This window comes from Sphingomonas sanxanigenens DSM 19645 = NX02 (assembly GCF_000512205.2).
GTDB classification, from domain to species: domain Bacteria; phylum Pseudomonadota; class Alphaproteobacteria; order Sphingomonadales; family Sphingomonadaceae; genus Sphingomonas_D; species Sphingomonas_D sanxanigenens.
The window spans coordinates 2,435,119-2,451,031 of the sequence record NZ_CP006644.1; the positions used below are offsets into that span (position 1 = coordinate 2,435,119).

General features: G+C 64.9%; 17 protein-coding genes and 1 tRNA gene. 1 reads left to right on the forward strand and 17 read right to left on the reverse strand.

The genetic code is table 11. The features are described 5' to 3' along the window. Positions 1-86 precede the first annotated feature (86 nt). Positions 87-176 (forward strand) — tRNA-Ser (locus NX02_RS11175). Here the strand turns inward: NX02_RS11175 and NX02_RS31475 are convergent. The 17 genes from NX02_RS31475 to NX02_RS11255 form a co-directional block, all read right to left on the reverse strand. Then, positions 144-1,796: a recombinase family protein gene (locus tag NX02_RS31475; RefSeq protein WP_084717717.1), complete on the reverse strand. Its 1,653-nt coding sequence runs from the start codon at positions 1,794-1,796 to the stop codon at positions 144-146. The two genes, NX02_RS11175 and NX02_RS31475, sit on opposite strands and share 33 nt — an antisense overlap. Then, positions 1,793-2,182: an HVO_A0114 family putative DNA-binding protein gene (locus NX02_RS11180; protein ID WP_047099775.1), complete on the reverse strand. Its 390-nt coding sequence runs from the start codon at positions 2,180-2,182 to the stop codon at positions 1,793-1,795. Before NX02_RS11180 ends, NX02_RS31475 begins: the two co-directional genes overlap by 4 nt. Positions 2,183-2,201: 19 nt before the next feature. After that, positions 2,202-2,516, reverse strand: a complete 315-nt coding sequence (locus tag NX02_RS31480; RefSeq protein ID WP_025292286.1) for a hypothetical protein — start codon at positions 2,514-2,516, stop codon at positions 2,202-2,204. A gap of 135 nt (positions 2,517-2,651) precedes the next feature. Then, positions 2,652-2,867 carry a DUF2274 domain-containing protein gene (locus NX02_RS11190; RefSeq protein WP_025292287.1) on the reverse strand — a complete coding sequence of 72 codons (216 nt, stop codon included), beginning with the start codon at positions 2,865-2,867 and terminating at the stop codon, positions 2,652-2,654. 2 nt (positions 2,868-2,869) lie between these two features. After that, complete coding sequence (locus NX02_RS11195; RefSeq protein WP_025292288.1) at positions 2,870-3,970, reverse strand: TraB/TrbI/VirB10 family type IV secretion system protein; 1,101 nt, start codon at positions 3,968-3,970, stop codon at positions 2,870-2,872. A 47-nt stretch (positions 3,971-4,017) separates the two neighbouring features. Then, complete coding sequence (trbG, locus tag NX02_RS11200; protein WP_025292289.1) at positions 4,018-5,034, reverse strand: P-type conjugative transfer protein TrbG; 1,017 nt, start codon at positions 5,032-5,034, stop codon at positions 4,018-4,020. Beyond that, on the reverse strand, positions 5,031-5,714 hold the full coding sequence (gene trbF / locus NX02_RS11205; RefSeq protein WP_425424042.1) for a conjugal transfer protein TrbF: 684 nt from the start codon (positions 5,712-5,714) through the stop codon (positions 5,031-5,033). The genes trbG and trbF overlap by 4 nt, the downstream gene beginning before the upstream one ends. Positions 5,715-5,716: 2 nt before the next feature. Then, positions 5,717-7,075, reverse strand: coding sequence for a P-type conjugative transfer protein TrbL (gene trbL, locus NX02_RS11210; RefSeq protein ID WP_025292291.1), 1,359 nt, complete (start codon positions 7,073-7,075; stop codon positions 5,717-5,719). Positions 7,076-7,078: 3 nt separating this feature from the next. Beyond that, positions 7,079-7,366 carry a putative entry exclusion protein TrbK-alt gene (gene trbK-alt / locus NX02_RS11215; protein ID WP_025292292.1) on the reverse strand — a complete coding sequence of 96 codons (288 nt, stop codon included), beginning with the start codon at positions 7,364-7,366 and terminating at the stop codon, positions 7,079-7,081. A gap of 20 nt (positions 7,367-7,386) precedes the next feature. Beyond that, a complete protein-coding gene (trbJ, locus tag NX02_RS11220; RefSeq protein ID WP_025292293.1) occupies positions 7,387-8,157 on the reverse strand; it encodes a P-type conjugative transfer protein TrbJ in 771 nt (256 codons plus the stop codon). After that, a complete protein-coding gene (trbE, locus tag NX02_RS11225) occupies positions 8,154-10,610 on the reverse strand; it encodes a conjugal transfer protein TrbE (protein ID WP_025292294.1) in 2,457 nt (818 codons plus the stop codon). The genes trbJ and trbE overlap by 4 nt, the downstream gene beginning before the upstream one ends. Before the next feature lie 11 nt (positions 10,611-10,621). Then, a complete protein-coding gene (locus NX02_RS11230) occupies positions 10,622-10,903 on the reverse strand; it encodes a VirB3 family type IV secretion system protein (RefSeq protein ID WP_025292295.1) in 282 nt (93 codons plus the stop codon). Beyond that, entirely contained in the window at positions 10,903-11,235 is a 333-nt protein-coding gene (locus NX02_RS11235; RefSeq protein ID WP_025292296.1) for a TrbC/VirB2 family type IV secretion system protein, read from the reverse strand. Before NX02_RS11235 ends, NX02_RS11230 begins: the two co-directional genes overlap by 1 nt. Beyond that, on the reverse strand, positions 11,232-12,224 hold the full coding sequence (trbB, locus tag NX02_RS11240) for a P-type conjugative transfer ATPase TrbB (protein ID WP_025292297.1): 993 nt from the start codon (positions 12,222-12,224) through the stop codon (positions 11,232-11,234). The genes NX02_RS11235 and trbB overlap by 4 nt, the downstream gene beginning before the upstream one ends. A 144-nt stretch (positions 12,225-12,368) precedes the next feature. Then, positions 12,369-12,830 carry a ribbon-helix-helix domain-containing protein gene (locus NX02_RS11245; protein WP_025292298.1) on the reverse strand — a complete coding sequence of 154 codons (462 nt, stop codon included), beginning with the start codon at positions 12,828-12,830 and terminating at the stop codon, positions 12,369-12,371. Positions 12,831-12,840: 10 nt separating this feature from the next. After that, complete coding sequence (locus NX02_RS11250; RefSeq protein WP_025292299.1) at positions 12,841-14,826, reverse strand: conjugal transfer protein TraG; 1,986 nt, start codon at positions 14,824-14,826, stop codon at positions 12,841-12,843. Positions 14,827-14,980: 154 nt separating this feature from the next. After that, positions 14,981-15,910 (reverse strand): LysR family transcriptional regulator, encoded by a 930-nt coding sequence (locus tag NX02_RS11255; RefSeq protein ID WP_245648831.1) that lies wholly within the window; start codon positions 15,908-15,910, stop codon positions 14,981-14,983. Between the last annotated feature and the right edge of the window lie 3 nt (positions 15,911-15,913).

A 15,913-nucleotide genomic window follows, 5' to 3' on the forward strand; every position in this document is an offset into this window, starting at 1 on the left:
ACGATGGCACAAGCGGCGGTGCAGATTAAACCCCCTTTCGCCGCCCCCTTGCGCCAAAGCGCCGAGACGGCGATAGCGCGCGACGAGGACAGGTGGCCGAGTGGTTTAAGGCAGCGGTCTTGAAAACCGCCGTGGGTTCACGCTCACCGTGGGTTCGAATCCCACCCTGTCCGCCATTTCAGACCGCCTCTGGGCACGCCAATCGCCGCCGATTGCCGCCCTTGACCGGCAATAAGCGTCTTTAGCAGTTCCGTTTTCGACCCCATGATCCGGATTGCGTCGTCCGCGACCTCGACGCGCTGCGCCAGCGCGCGCAGGTGATCCCGCCGATAGCCGCCCTCGTGACCGCGAATGCGCTCCCGCGCGCGGCGTGCAAACCCTTCGATCATCGCGGGACTGAGGGCACTGTGGCCGGGGCTTTCGAGCAGGGCTTGCGCCCGGTCGGCATCAGCCCGCGCCTGATCGCGGAGAACCTTGAGACCGGCGATCCGCTCCTTGAGCGCCGGATCGTCCAGATCAGCCACGCCCGCCTCAATGGCGTCATAGAGGCGCTTGAGGCGCGATTCCGATTCGGTCGCCTGCCGCTGCAAAGAGGCGATGTGTTCGCGGCGGCGCTCGGCCTGATCCTCGCGGCGGCCGAGGATGCTGCCAAGCAGCTTCTCCAGACGGTCGGGATCGAGCAGGCGGTCCTCGATATGGCTGACCACCATGTCGTCGAGCTTGTCCATGGGGATCGCTCGGCCCTTGCAGCCGGTCTCGCCCTGCCGCGCCTTGATCGAGCAGGCATAGTAGCGGTAGCGGCCGCTCTTGCCGGTGCGGATGGTCATGGCCCCACCGCAATTGCCGCAATAACAGATGCCGGTCAGCAGGGTCGGCCCGATCACGACGCGGGCGGGCAGTTCGGTCTTGGGGTTGCGAGCCTGCAAAAGCGACTGAACGGCGTAGAAAGTCTCCCGCTCGATGATGGCGGGCACCGGGACGATGACGATTTCGCCGGCGGAACGCGGGTCGTTGTGCTTGCTGCGCTTCCCCCATTCATGTTCGCCGATATAGGTGCGGCGGGTCAGGACGCGATGGACCTGGCCGATGCCCCAGCGGCCGCCATCACGGGTGAAGATACCCTTGGCGTTCAAGTGCTTGACGATCGCCTTGACGCCCATCTGGCCGCTGTCGCCCTGACCTTCCAGAGCGAGCCGATAGATCAGACGGATCGTGTCGGCGTGCAGCGGGTCGATTTCCAGCTTCTTCTTGGTCTTGGCCCCACGCTGTTCGGCGGCGGCGATCCGGTAGCCGATCGGCGGCAACGCACCGTTCCAGAAGCCTTGCCGGGCATTCTCCTTCAGAGCGCGCGTGACGTGCTTGCCGTTCTCCTTCGACTGGTATTCATCGAACAAGGACATGATCCGACGCATCATGTCGTGGATCGGGTCGTCCCCCAGCTCTTGCGTAATGGAAATGAGGCGCACGTCATTCTTGGCGAGCTTGCGATAGTAATATTCCATGTCGAAAGCATCGCGGAAGAAGCGCGAGAAGCTGTGAACCAGAACCACGTCGAACGGTGTGGGCTTCGACGTGCCCGCCTCGATCATCCGCTGGAACTCAGGGCGGCGGTCGTTGGTGGCCGTGTTGCCCGGCTCCACGAAGATTTCGACAAGCTGATAGCCGCGCGCCGCGCACCAGGCTTCGCCCTGCTTGCGCTGGTCGGGGATCGACACGTCATGCTCGGCCTGCCGAGCGGTAGAGACGCGCAAATACAGGGCAGCCCGCAGGGCGACATTGGGGGATTGTGCGTTCATTTGCGGGTTCCTTTCGACTTGCGCCGCTCGATCAGGGGCAAGACCAGCTCCACGCGGTCATGGATGACCTTGGGGACCAGCTTGAGACCCTTGCCCTTCTCCATGCGAACAAGGCCGTAGCCGGCCATGGCCTTGAGGGTCCGGGACAGGTTGGATTTCGCGCGGCCGGTGATCTGCGCCAGTTCCTCCAGCGAGTCCGGCTCATGCTCATGGATGATGCGGAGCAGTTCGCAGTTGCTGGGCGACAGGAACTTGGCAAAGGACATGGTGGACGCGAACCAGACAGTCGGATCGCCGGGTGCGGGCTTTTCCTCGCCCCTGGCGACCCGCATGGTGCGGGCTTTCATTTCATCGGGTTCGGCGATCCCGACCTTGAGTGTCGTCATGGCATAGCTCGATCATCAGTTATGGCTTTTCATTATCATACCGCGATAACTTTTTCAAGCCTTCAGGCAGATCGACTGAGCCGAACATTTCATCGAAAACATCGGCGAACCAGCGCTCGAACACCAGAATCTCGGCCTCGGTGATCGGCACTTCCTCGGGCCAGTCATCAATGACGGGCAGCTTCTCCACGTCGAACACACGAGGCGGACTGCCGCGCGACGGGCTGATGCGCGGCACGGGATCGTCGTCATAATCGTAAAGGTCGTCGGGGAGCGTTCCAGGGGCCGGCTGTCTTGGGCGGCCTCGTTGGGCGCGGCGGCGCTCTGCGCACATGGTATCCTCCGTGTTTCGCTGGTGGATTCAGGGGCGCATCAGGCCCCGGAATTAAGCGAAGCATGGAGGGGGACCGGCGGAGTGTAGCGTGCCGCATTCGCACCTGTGCGCCGGCGGCACCCCTACCGCGATGGATCAGGAGGGTTGCCGCCGCGCCTTGGCGAAACCGCGATCCGTGGCGATGAACCGCTCCAGCATCGGCACGATAAGTCTGGCAGGCTCGATCGGCGCACCGCCATCGGCCAACAGAGCGGCATAGTCGATCAGGTCGCGGTGGAGCTGCGCGGGAAGTTCCACTGCCACCTTCACCGGCTTGTCGTCGGCCAGCGGGCCGAGTTTCAGCTTTGCCATGGTCAATTCCTGTAGGGTTCGAGGACTAAATCCCTTGTGACGATGACCCTGACCGGGAAGCCGGGCCGGATGGTCAGCGTCGGCGCGACCTGCAACTGCCGCTGGACGATCTGCTGTCCGGCCTGATTGATGGTGTCCTGCGCCCCGTCGCGGATAGCCCGGATCAGGCGGTCCTCGTCATCGGTCGCCAGTTCGGTGCCGATGCCGAGCAGCGTCGAGAGGCCGGCTGCCTTCATCAGATCCCACCAATGATAATCGACGCCATCCTCAAGGCCGGCATAGCCGGAAGCGTCCGCTCCCGGCTGGCGCTCCAGCACTATGGAACGGCCATTGGGCAGGATCAGTCGGTTCCAGACGAGCAGCACGCGGCGCTGGCCGAAGGTCACGCCGGCATCATACTGGCCGATGATGCGCGTTCCCTGCGGGATCAGCAGCAGGCTGCCGGTCGGGCTGTCGTAGACGTTTTCCGTGACCTGCGCGGTGATCTGGCCGGGAAGATCGGAACGGATGCCGGTAATCATCGCCGCCGGGATAACGGCCCCGGCCTGAAGGATGTAGGGCGATGCCGGAGCCATGATGCGATCCAGGGCGACCGTCTGCCGATCCACCGGGCCATTGAGAAAGGCCGTATGCCGGTCTCGCGTGGCTGGCTGACCGCCGACGCCAAGACCTGCAAGGCCCGGTATATTGGAACCGGGGGCTGTTGCCGTTCTCTGCCCGGACTGGAAAAACACCGTGCTGAGACGTGCAGCTTCCTCTTCGGCGAGGCGGCGCTCCTCGGCAGGATCGCGAACTGGTGTTGCCATAGCCGGCGGCGCAACTGGCTGGCCCCTGTTCTGCGCGTCGAGGATCGGGCCGCCCAGATCGCCGGGCAATGCCGGTCCGAGGACCGGGCCGGTATAATCGCGCGGCAGGCCGGACAGGCCGTCCGCCGTGGGCCGGTTCTCGGTCGAATAGAGTTCTTCGCCTCCCGGCCCTGCATCGCGAGTCTGGAGCGCGTAGATCAGCGCCCCGCCGATGCCGAGCAAAGCAACTGCGCCGACGCCGGCCAGCATCTTGCGGGACAGACGGGTGACGCGCGGCGGCTCAGTGCGCAGCCGCATGGGTGTGGTGGTGTCCGCTGCAGCTTCTACAGGGGGCGTGTCTTCAGTCATGACGGGGATTCTCCGGTCGCTTTTGCCGGCTGTGCAGCCTGCCGTTGCTCAATGCGGACGATCCTGACCGTCTGCTGGCGCTCGCCGCTGCCAAGGCGCAATTCGGCCGCGCCGAACAGGCGATCCACGATCAGGATGTTCTGGTGGATGCGGCTGTTGACGATCTGGGTTTCGCCATCCGAGCCGATGACGAAGATCGGGGGCATCTCGCCCTGCACGATGCCGCGAGGGAAGACGACATAGATGCGGCGACCATCGTCGAAGACAGAGATGGGCCGCCATGGCGGGCTGTCGCCGGTCAGGCCATAGCGATATTTGCGCGCGGCCTCGGCCGGGATGACCGGAGCGGCCGGAACGGTCTGGCGCTGGCCCGCTGGTGGTGCGGGATAGGCCCAGGCGACGGAGGGCATATAGAGGGCTTCGCGGGCGCGCAACTCGATCATGTAGGTGCGCCGGTCGGTCGTCACGACGAGGTTTGTCATGATGTCCGGGCGCGTCGGCTTCACGAGGATATGGACGCGGCGTGTTGTCCCCGATCCGCTCTCGGTATCGCCGATGATCCAGCGGGCGGTGTCGCCGGCTGCAATCGGCCCCGCGCCGGTCAGGCCCTCGCCGGGTTCGAGCGCAATGGTCGTGATCTGTCCCGGTGCGGCATAGACTTGATAGAGCGCGCCTTCCGACCAGGGATAAATCTGGATGGCGTTATAGTAGCCCTCGCGGCGCGGCTCGACGCGCGCGGCGGCATTGGCGTTCTCGACACGGCCTGCCGGTGTTCCGGCGGAGGTCCCGCCGCGCGCCACGGTCCAGGCCGGTGGCGTATGCAGCGGCCGGGGCCGGTCATCGGTGACGGCGGCCGGCACAACGGGCGATGACGGCACGTCGGCGTCGTAGCTGAATTGCGGCGTGCGGTTGGTCGCGCAGCCGGCGAGCATCGTGGCCGACAGCATCAAAGCCGCGAAGGCGGGTTTACGGAAATCCTGAAATGGGGCTTTGCGGAGCGTCGTGCGGGTCATTGGCTCATCTCCCGCGACCATGAGATTGCGTTGACATAGATGCCGAGCGGATTGGCGCGCAGGCGCTCGGAGTCACGCGGGGTCTGGATCACGATGGTCAGGATCGCGGTCCATCGTTCGGTCGTGGAAAGCTGGCCGTTCTCATAGTGGCGCTCGGTCCACGCCACGCGGAAGCTGTCGTTCGATGCTCGGATGACGCTGGAAACCTCGACGGCGACCTGCTGCCGACCGACCTTCGTGAACGGGTCGTTGCTGCGGGCGTAGTCGTTCAAGGCCGCTGCGCCGCGATCCGTGGTCCACTCATAGGCGCGGAGCCAATTCTGGCGGACGATGATGGCGTCTGCCGGGATCGCCCGGACCTGTTCGATGAAGCGGCCCAGATGGAACGCGATCTGCGGGTCAGTCGGGCGATAATCGGCGTTAGCGGGTGCGACAGTCTGCGCCTGGCCGAGATTATCGACCTGCACCACCCACGGCACCACGGTCCCGCGCGCTGATTGCCAGACGAGCGCGGCGGCGAAACCGGCCGAGAGGATCAGCGATCCGAAGGCCATATAGCGCCAGTTCTTCGCCTGCACGCGGGCCGAGCCGATGCGCTCATCCCAGGCTTGAGCAGCCTTCTGGTAAGGCGTCTCGGGTTCGGGCGATTTGCCGTAATGGGTCGATGGTCGTTTGAAGATGCTCATGAGCGGTCACTTTCAGAGAGATTGACGGAGGAGCCGCCACCGTGGCTGTCGCCGGAACGCACCGCATGGGCGGCCATGGTGGCGCCGTGATTCACGGCTTGGGAACGCTGCATCCGCTGCGCCCAGGCCGGGGGACTGCCAGCGGGGGAAGACGCTGCTGCGGGGGCTGCGCTGCTGCCTCCGGCCGTGCCTGCGGTGGATGATCCCCCTGTCACCCCGAAGGCTGCGCGTGCGCCATCCGAAAAGCTGGATTTGACGCTTTCCGTTGCTTTCGAGGCGGCGCGTTTCAGAGGCGATACGGCGGCGGAGCCTGCCGCGCGGGCAACCCCGCCGAGACCGGAAGCAACGCCCGCCGCACCAGATTGGCCGAGCGAAGCCATGCTGTAGGTCGCTGCGGCCCCTCCGGAGGCGGCAGCGCCGCCCCGAACGGCCGCGGCGCCACCGGACATGGCGGTAGCACCTCCCTTGACGGCGAGACCGGCTGCACCGCCTGCGGCAAGGGCTGCGCCTCCTACGGCAAGGCCGGTGCCGATCGCCGCACCCGCGCCAAGCTGCGGGCCGCCCGAAACGAGACCGGAGGCGATGCCGGGACCGAAGATGCCAAGGCCGAGCAGCGACAAGGCGGCGAGCACGATCGCCATGGCGTCGTCGATGGTCGGCGTTGCGCCGCCGAAGCCTGCGGTGAACTGCGAGAACAGCGTCGAGCCGATGCCGATGATGACGGCCAGCACGAGGACTTTGATCCCCGACGAGATGACGTTGCCCAGCACGCGCTCGGCCATGAAGGCAGTCTTGCCGAAGAGACCGAACGGGATCAGCACGAAGCCGGCGAGCGTGGTCAGCTTGAACTCGATAAGCGTCACGAAAAGCTGGATGGCGAGGATGAAGAAGGCGAGCAGCACCAGCGCCCAGGCGAACATCAGGCAGGCGATCTGGATGAAGTTCTCGAAGAACGACCAGTAACCCATCAGATCGGAGATGGAGTCGAGCAGCGGGCGGCCCGCGTCGAGGCCGGTCTGCGCCACCTTGCCGGGGCGCATCAGATCGGCGGTGGAAAAGCTGGTGCCGGAGGCTTTGAGGCCGAGACCGGCGAAGCTCTCGAAGACGATGCGCGCCAGATTGTTCCAGTTGCCGATGATGTAGGCGAACGCGCCGACGAACAGGGTCTTCTTCACCAGCCGGGCGATGATGTCGTCATCGGCGCCCCACGACCAGAACAGTGCCGCCAGCACCACGTCGATGACGATGAGCGTTGTGGCGATGAACGCCACCTCGCCGCCGAGCAGGCCGAAGCCGCTGTCGATGTATGAGGTGAATACGCCTAGAAACGAGTCGATGACGCCGGTGCCGCCCATGGTTCACTGTCCCCCGTTCTGATGCGGGGTGGCGGGCACCGGCGTCCGGCCGAGAAACCGATCACGGTTCTCGGCCCAGGCGGCAAGGCAGTCGGGATCGCTCGCGGCCGCCTCGCCAAGCCGCTGGCAATCGCGCAGGCTCTGGCGCAGCGGATCGGTGGGACGCTGTAGTTCCGGCGCGGGCCTGCCGCGCGGCGGCTCGTCCTGCCGGGTCATCTCGATCACCGTGGCGGTGATGGCGATGGCGACGAATATGATCGCGCCCAGCCGGGCCAGCATCTTGCCGTCCATGTCGCGCCCCTCCTGTCAGGTCAGTTGTTGCCGTTGCCGAACATTTGCGCGTTGCCGGGTTGGTAGCCCGATCCCGGCGTCAGGAAGCGTTCACGCTGGACGCGGCCCTGTTCGGCGGCGGTGGCGCGCTCTGCCTCGATCAGTGCTTCCGACCGGCCATTGGCAGACATCAGCGCGATCAGGTCGGAAAGCTGCTGCGATTGCAGGGCGAGAAGCTGATTGCCGGCCTGCGTGGCTTGCAGCGCGCCGGTCGCGCCCTGGCTCTGGCCGACCAGTTCGGACATCTGCGTGCGGTTGGTGTCTATGTTGCCGACGACGCCGGCCTGCACGCGCATGGCGTCCTGCAAGCTGCCCACGGTGTTCTGCCAGCGCGAGCGGGCATCGGTGACGAGCTGCGTATCGGTGGCGGACAGGGAGATGCTGCCGTATTTCTGCTGAAACGCCTGGTCGATGTTCTGCACGTCGAACGCGATGTTCTGCGCCTGGCTCAAAAGCTGCTGCGTGCGCTGGACGTTCTGCTGGAGCTGCTGAAGCGATGAATATGGCAGGCTCGCCAGATTCTTCGCCTGATTGATGAGCATGGTCGCTTCGTTCTGAAGCGAGGTGATCTGGTTGTTGATCTGCTGAAGCGTGCGCGCGGCTGTCAGCACATTCTGCGCATAGTTGGACGGATCGAAGACCGTCCATTGCGCATGGGCCGGGCTTGTGAGGATGGGCGACAGCGCGAGCGGTGCGGCAAGCATGGTCGCAGCCATGAAAATGGCGCGCGAGCGGGAACGGCGAATGGTCATGGTTGGGACTCCTTCTCGGTCTGTAGGATGAGATTGGTGAGGTCGGGGATCAGGTCGGCCGCCCAATCGACGCCGCGCAGGCGCAACCAGGCGGCGAGGAAGCCTTCGCGGCCATGCTCGGCGATCAGTCCGGCGATGCGTTTGTGGTCGGATTTCGCGGACGCGGTGCAGAGCGCGAGGCCGACTTCGGACAGGCCAAGCTCGAACAGGCGATTGCCCCTGCGGCTCTGGCAGTAGTAGTCCCGCTTGGGCGTGGCCCGCGCGAGGATTTCGATCTGCCGGTCATTGAGGCCGAAGCGCCGATAGATGGCCGTGATCTGCGGTTCGATGGCGCGTTCGTTCGGGAGAAGCAGCCGCGTCGGGCAGCTTTCGATAATGGCGGGCGCGATGTTGCTGCCATCGATGTCCGATAGCGACTGCGTAGCGAAGATGACGGAAGCGTTTTTCTTGCGTAGCGTCTTCAGCCATTCGCGGAGCTGGCTGGCGAAGCCTTCATCGTCCAACGCCAGCCAGCCCTCGTCGATGATGAGCAGGGTCGGCCGTCCATCGAGCCGGTCGCCGATGCGATGGAACAGATAGGCGAGCACGGCCGGGGCCGCGCCGGTCCCGACCAGCCCCTCGATCTCGAACGCCTGCACCGAAGCCGAACCGAGATGCTCGGCTTCTGCGTCGAGCAACCGTCCGTAAGCGCCGCCGATGCAGTAAGGGCGCAATGCCTGTTTCAGATCGTTGGATTGAAGGAGGACCGTGAAGCCGGTGATGGTGCGCTCGCCGACCGGAGCGGTGCTAAGCGATGTCAGCGCCGTCCAGATATATTCCTTGGTTTCGGGTGTGATCGGGACACCTTCACGACCGAGAATGGCGGCGATCCAGTCGGCGGCCCAGGCGCGTTCATAGGTATCGTCGATCCGGGCGAGCGGCTGGAGCGAGACGGACGCCTCGTCCCCTTCCGTCAGGCCACCGCCAAGGTCGTGCCAGTCGCCCCCCATGGCGAGCGATGCGACCCGGATGCTGCCACCGAAGTCGAAGGCGAATACCTGCGCTTGCTCATAGCGACGGAACTGCAAGGCCATGAGCGCCAGCAGCACGGACTTGCCCGCGCCGGTCGGGCCGACGACGAGGGTGTGGCCGACATCGCCGACATGAAGGGAAAACCGGAACGGGGTCGAGCCTTCGGTCTTGCCGAAGAACAGCGGGGGCGCGCTGAAATGCTCATCCCGTTCCGGCCCCGCCCACACCGCCGAAAGCGGGATCATATGGGCGAGGTTGAGCGTCGATATGGGCGGCTGGCGGACATTCGCATAGGCATGTCCGGGGATCGAACCGAGCCAGGCATCGACGGCGTTGACGGTTTCAGGCATCGCGGTGAAGTCGCGGCCCTGAATGATCTTTTCCGCGAGGCGGAGCTTCTCGTCGGCAATGCGCGGATCGGCATCCCAGACGGTGATGGTGGCCGTGACATAGGCGATCCCCGCCATGTCCGCGCCCAGCTCCTGCAAGGCCATGTCGGCGTCGAGCGCCTTGTTCGCAGCGTCGGTGTCCACGAGCGCGGATTGCTCGTTGGTCATCACCTCTTTCAGAATCGCCGCGATGCTCTTGCGCTTGGCGAACCACTGACGGCGGATGCGAGTCAGCAGCCGGGTTGCATCGGTCTTGTCGAGCAGGATCGCTCGCGTGCTCCAGCGATACGGGAACGGCAGCCGGTTCATCTCGTCGAGCAGGCCGGGCGTCGTCGCGGTCGGAAAGCCGATGATGGTCAGGACGCGCAGATGCTGGTCGCCAAGGCGCGGCTCCAGGCCGCCGGTCAGCGGCTGATCAGCGAGCAGCGCATCGAGGTGCATCGGCACCTCGGGCACGCGCACACGATGCCGGTTGGTCGAGATGGTCGAATGGAGATAGGTCAGCGTGCCGGCGTCATCGAGCCAGCGGCATTCCGGCATGAAGCCATCGAGCAACGCCAGAACGCGGTCGGTGCGGTCGATGAAGCCGCGCAGCAATTCCCATGGGTCCACTCCGGATTGCTCGCGGCCCTCGTAGAGCCAGGCCTCAGTGCGGGCGGCGTCCTCGGCGGGAGGCAGCCAGAGGAAGGTCAGGAAATAGCCGGACACGAAATGCGTCCCGGCTTCCTCGAAACCGGCCTTGCGCTCGGCGTCGAGCAGCGCGGATGCGGCTTCGGGAAATTGACTGTCGGGATAGGTCGCGGCTTCGCTGCGCTGTGCCTCCACGAAAAGGCTCCAGCCCGACCCGAGACGGCGGACGGCGTTGTTGATGCGTCCTGCGACCGCGACCAGCTCGGCAGCGACGGCGGAATCCAGATCGGGACCGCGGAACTTCGCCGTCCTCTGGAAACTTCCATCCTTGTTCAGCACGACGCCGGAGCCGACAAGTGCGGCCCAGGGCAGGAAATCCGCGAGGCGGCTGGATGTGCGGCGGTATTCGGCGAGATTCATCATGTGCGCCTCCGTCAGACCGACAGATGACCGGGGATGCGCAGATGCCTGCGGCCCACCTCGACAAAAAGCGGGTCGCGCTTGGCCATCCACACGGCGGCGAAGTGGCCGACGACCCAGATGGCGAGTCCGACCAGCCAGAGACGCAGGCCGAGACCCACGGCCCCGGCCAGCGTTCCGTTCAGGATGGCGATGGAGCGCGGAGCGCCGCCGAGCAGGATATGCTCGGTCAGCGCCCTGTGGACCGGGACGGAAAATCCCGGCACCGCGTCGAGTTGTTCGAGGCCGCCCGCCATCAGACGAGCGCCCCGCCGCCGAACGAGAAGAACGACAGGAAGAACGAGCTGGCGGCAAAGGCGATGGACAGGCCGAACACGATCTGGATCAGGCGGCGGAAACCGCCCGACGTATCCCCAAAAGCCAGCGCGAGGCCCGTCGCGATGATGACGATCACGGCGATGATCTTGGCGACCGGCCCCTCGATCGACTGAAGGATGCTCTGAAGCGGAGCCTCCCACGGCATCGACGAGCCGGAAGCATGGGCCGCCGGGGCGAGCATCAGGCTGATGGAAACGGTGGCGGCTGCGGTCGCCATGGTGCGGCAGCCGCGCGAAAGCGTGCGGATCATGAAGAGTCTCCTTTTGGGTTGGTTGCCGAAGTGATGGGATGCGTGATGCGGTAGTCGCCGTCCGGTCCCAGCCCCTCGACGCGGGCGAGTTCGGCCAGCCGGCGCGCGGAACCGCGCCCGGAAAGGACGGCAACAAGGTCGATAGTCTCGGCGATCAGCGCGCGCGGGACGGTGACAACAGCCTCTTGAATGAGCTGTTCGAGGCGGCGCAGCGCACCGATGCCCGTGCCGGCATGGATGGTGCCGATGCCGCCGGGGTGCCCCGTGCCCCATGCTTTCAGAAGGTCGAGAGCTTCGGAGCCGCGCACCTCGCCGATGGGGATGCGGTCGGGGCGCAGGCGCAGCGAGGAGCGCACCAGATCGGAAAGCGTCGCCACGCCGTCCTTGGTCCGCATGGCGACGAGGTTGGGCGCGGCGCATTGCAGTTCGCGCGTGTCCTCGATGATGACGACGCGATCCTGCGTCTTCGCCACCTCCGCGAGCAGCGCATTGGTCAGCGTGGTCTTGCCGGTGCTGGTGCCGCCCGCGACGAGGATGTTTGCGCGGGAGGAAACTGCCGCGCGTAACGTCGCGGCCTGATCGGCGGACATGATGCCCGCCACCACGTAATCGTCGAGCGTGAACACCGCGACGGCGGGCTTGCGGATGGCGAAGGCGGGTGCGGCGACGACCGGCGGCAACAAGCCTTCAAACCGCTCGCCGGTTTCGGGTAGTTCCGCCGACACGCGCGGGGATCGGGCGTGGACCTCCGCGCCGACATGGTGCGCGACCAACCGGACGATACGCTCGCCATCGGCGGCGGACAGCATCTCGCCGGTATCGGCCAAACCTTCGGACAGCCGGTCGATCCAGATGCGACCGTCCGGGTTCAGCATCACCTCGATGACGGCGGGGTCTTCGAGAAACCGGGCGATGGACGCGCCGAGCGCCGTGCGCAGCATCCGCGCGCCACGCGCTATCGCCTCCGGTTTCTGATGATGTGCAGTCATGTCGGCCCCGATTTCTCGCGGGGCGCGACAGACGGTCCCCGCATCGGGTCGATTAAGAAAGCCCGAAATTGGGCTGCTTCAACAACTATCTAAGCGAAAGCGGTGATCGGCGGCCATCGGCGGCAAATAGGATGGGTTGAAAATCTAAGCGTGGTCGTCATCAGCCTCGGGCTCACCTTCCGTTAGACTGTCATGAAGCGAATCCATGTCGCGCGACAACTCTTTCAGGAACCTATCGCCGGTCGCTAGCCTGCGGCCGAGATTCTGCATGAAGCCCTCGAACCGCTCGTTGCCCTTGATCCGTGCGGACTGTTTGGCGCTATCCGGCAATGGCGGGGTCATCGTCAGCCAGAAGTGAACGAACAAGGAGAGGGTCTCGCCGAGCACGGCGAGATCTTCGTCCAGCGTGCCGATCTGCCGGCCGATCTTGTCGAGGCGGCGCGACATGGCCGCTTCCAGCCGATCCGATGTGTCGCCCGACAGGAAGGATGCGACCGCCGCCTCGACGATAGCGGACTTCGAGACCTGCCGGCGCAGCGATAGCGCCTCGACCTGTTTGAGCAGTTCCGGGTCGAAATAGACATTCATGCGGGTGCGGGCTGTCATGGGCGGCCTCTCAAAGCTCTATGCCGTCATCGGGGTTCATCGACGCTTGCCGGGCGATCATTCGCATCCGCGAGCGCAGCGCGCGGGCCTTGGCCGCGTCCACGTCCGGCTCGTCGTCCAGAATGTCGAACTCCTGGGCGGGCATTGGTGGCGGCGGGATGATCTCCTCATGCTCGGGCAATTCCGGCTCGCGGCGGATGCCGGCATTGTCGGGATCGCCCTCGGCGTCACGGGCAGCGGTCGAAGCTGGCCTGTCCGCCGAGACGATGACGCGGCTCGTCCAGTCGTCCGTTGCCGGCTTCGCCGCTGGTGCGGATGGCAACTCGGGCGGCGGCAGGATGCGCTCCTGCAATCGCACGTCCTCGAAATAGCGGGCCTTCTTCGCCCGGATCGGTGGCGTTCCCGCGACCATCACGATTTCGTCGGCGGGCGGGAGTTGCATGATCTCGCCGGGAGTCATTAGCGGCCGCGCCGTCTCCTGCCGCGATACCATCAGATGCCCGAGCCAGGGCGCGAGGCGATGGCCGGCATAGTTGGTGGAGTCGCGCATCTCGGTTGCTGTGCCGAGCGAGTCCGACACGCGCTTGGCGGTGCGCTCGTCGTTCGTGGCGAAGGCGACGCGCACATGGCAGTTGTCGAGAATGCTGTTGTTCGGCCCATAGGCGCGCTCGATCTGGTTGAGCGATTGGGCGATCAGGAAGGACTTGAGGCCGTAGCCAGCCATGAAGGCCAATGCCGATTCAAAGAAATCGAGCCTGCCCAATGCCGGAAACTCGTCCAGCATCATGAGCAGGCGATGCCGCTTGCCGGATAGCGTCAGCTCCTCGGTCAGCCTGCGGCCGATCTGGTTGAGGATCAGGCGGATCAGCGGTTTCGTCCGGTTGATGTCGGACGGCGGAACGACGAAATAGAGCGTCACCGGCTTCCGGCTGCCGACCAGATCGGCAATGCGCCAGTCGCAGCGGTCCGTGACGCGCGCCACGACCGGATCGCGGTAGAGGCCGAGGAACGACATGGCGGTGGACAGCACGCCCGATCGTTCGTTCTCGCTCTTGTTCAGCAGTTCGCGCGCCGACGAGGCGATGACAGGATGAACGCCGGCTTCGCCCAAATGCGTCGTGTCCATCATCGCGCGCAAGGTCGCTTCGACCGGACGGCGGGGATCGGACAAGAAGTTGGCGACGCCCGACAGGGTCTTGTCCTGCTCGGCATAGAGAACGTGCAGGATCGCGCCGACAAGCAGGCTGTGACTGGTCTTTTCCCAATGGTTACGCTTGTCGAGGCTGCCTTCGGGATCGACCAGAATATCCGCGATATTCTGCACGTCGCGGACTTCCCATTCGCCCTGCCGCACCTCCAGCAACGGGTTATAGGCGGATGATCTGGTATTGGTCGGATCGAACAGCAGGACGCGCCCGTGCTTCGCGCGGAAGCCGGCTGTCAGGGTCCAGTTCTCGCCCTTGATGTCGTGAACGATGCAGCTTCCCGGCCAGGTCAGCAGCGTAGGCACCACGAGGCCGACGCCCTTGCCGCTGCGGGTCGGTGCAAAGCAAAGGACATGCTCGGGACCGTCATGGCGCAGATAGTCGTGGGTATAACGGCCGAGCAGGACGCCATCGGGGCCGAGCAAGCCGGCCGCACGGATTTCCCTATCTTCCGCCCATCGAGCCGAACCGTAGGTGGCGACATTGCGGGCCTCCCGCGCCCGGATGATCGACATGAGGATGGCGGCGGCAATGGCGAGGATACCGCCGGACGTGGCGATGGCCGCGCCCTCCATGAAGATCGTGGGCGCATAGGCGTCAAAGGAGAACCACCACCAGAAGAAGGCGGGCGGATGGTAGAACGGCCAACCGGCCAGATCGAACCAGGGGCTTCCGAGTTGGGGCTGGAAGCCGAGCCGGAACGCCACCCATTGCGTCGCCGCCCAGGTCATCACCAGAACAATGATGAAGACGACGGCAATCTGCCCCCAGAGTATTCGGCCTCCACGCATACAGGCTCCAATCGGCAAGAGAGACGGAGCCGATCAGAGAATAGGTGTTTCCGCGAGAGGCAACAGCAAAGGTTCGGACGTAGGGCTACGGGATACGATCGGCGGCAAATAGGACGGGTGAGAGCGGCACTATTTCAGCACTGTGCGTCCCGATCTATCGCGAATCGGATTTTGGATGCGAGCGGCCCATTTTCGTCGCCAGGGCGAGAAGGTTCGACAGCAGGGGATCGCGATTTCGCGGCGACCAGACCGCCGAGAACGGGATGGTTTCAGGCTCGTCAAGGATCGGCAGAAAAACGACATTTGCCATAGCGGCAGCGGTGCTTTCCTTGACGAAAAGCGAAATGCCATGCCCTGCGGCAATCATCGACATCAGCGTGCTGCGCTCGACATCAACGCGCTGGATTGCTGGTGTCAGCCGTTTTCCTGCCGAACGGGCAACGATCAGATCATGCACCTGCGGGCCGGTGCCATTATGGCGAACGAGGAAGGTTTCCTCTGCGAGCTGCCGCCATTCGAGATTCTGCTGCGCAGCCAATGCGTGTCGTGCTGGCAGCGCCACCATCAGGCGGTCATGCCAGATCACGCGACAATTGAGGTCGGGGATTTCGTAGTTTCCGGCCATGAAAGCGGCATCCAGTTGGCCTTCGCGAACCATGAGCTGGGTGTCGCGTGCCGTGCCTTCGGTAATACTGGGGCGGACACCCGGATGCTCGGTCTGGAAGCTTTCCAACAGGCGGTTAAGGAAACAGCCCGGCGTGATGGCATGAACGCCGATCCGAATCTCGCCATCCTCGCCCCGTGACTGCATTCCGGCCGTCTGAATTGCCCTGTCCAGAATGCCCATGGCATCATGAACCTGATCGACGAAGCGGCGTCCGGCTTCGGTAAGGCGGACGCCGCGCGTATTGCGGTCGAAGAGGGTGATGCCCAGGTCTTCCTCCAGCGCTTTGATCCGTGTGCTGACGCTCGACTGACTGGTGCCGAGCGCCAGAGCGGCGCGATGGAAGCTGAGATATTCCGCGACAGCGAGCGTCTGGACCAGAGCGATCATCGGGATGCGACCGCCGGGAATCGCGATCACCCC

Excerpts from the sequence above, each read along its gene's own strand:
- NX02_RS31475 (WP_084717717.1), bottom strand. The coding sequence starts at position 1,796 with ATGAACGCACAATCCCCCAATGTCGCCCTGCGGGCTGCCCTGTATTTG.
- NX02_RS11180 (WP_047099775.1), bottom strand. The coding sequence starts at position 2,182 with ATGACGACACTCAAGGTCGGGATCGCCGAACCCGATGAAATGAAAGCC.
- NX02_RS31480 (WP_025292286.1), bottom strand. The coding sequence starts at position 2,516 with ATGTGCGCAGAGCGCCGCCGCGCCCAACGAGGCCGCCCAAGACAGCCG.
- NX02_RS11190 (WP_025292287.1), bottom strand. The coding sequence starts at position 2,867 with ATGGCAAAGCTGAAACTCGGCCCGCTGGCCGACGACAAGCCGGTGAAG.
- NX02_RS11195 (WP_025292288.1), bottom strand. The coding sequence starts at position 3,970 with ATGCGGCTGCGCACTGAGCCGCCGCGCGTCACCCGTCTGTCCCGCAAG.
- trbG (WP_025292289.1), bottom strand. The coding sequence starts at position 5,034 with ATGACCCGCACGACGCTCCGCAAAGCCCCATTTCAGGATTTCCGTAAA.
- trbL (WP_025292291.1), bottom strand. The coding sequence starts at position 7,075 with ATGGGCGGCACCGGCGTCATCGACTCGTTTCTAGGCGTATTCACCTCA.
- trbK-alt (WP_025292292.1), bottom strand. The coding sequence starts at position 7,366 with ATGGACGGCAAGATGCTGGCCCGGCTGGGCGCGATCATATTCGTCGCC.
- trbJ (WP_025292293.1), bottom strand. The coding sequence starts at position 8,157 with ATGACCATTCGCCGTTCCCGCTCGCGCGCCATTTTCATGGCTGCGACC.
- trbE (WP_025292294.1), bottom strand. The coding sequence starts at position 10,610 with ATGATGAATCTCGCCGAATACCGCCGCACATCCAGCCGCCTCGCGGAT.
- NX02_RS11230 (WP_025292295.1), bottom strand. The coding sequence starts at position 10,903 with ATGGCGGGCGGCCTCGAACAACTCGACGCGGTGCCGGGATTTTCCGTC.
- NX02_RS11235 (WP_025292296.1), bottom strand. The coding sequence starts at position 11,235 with ATGATCCGCACGCTTTCGCGCGGCTGCCGCACCATGGCGACCGCAGCC.
- trbB (WP_025292297.1), bottom strand. The coding sequence starts at position 12,224 with ATGACTGCACATCATCAGAAACCGGAGGCGATAGCGCGTGGCGCGCGG.
- NX02_RS11245 (WP_025292298.1), bottom strand. The coding sequence starts at position 12,830 with ATGACAGCCCGCACCCGCATGAATGTCTATTTCGACCCGGAACTGCTC.
- NX02_RS11250 (WP_025292299.1), bottom strand. The coding sequence starts at position 14,826 with ATGCGTGGAGGCCGAATACTCTGGGGGCAGATTGCCGTCGTCTTCATC.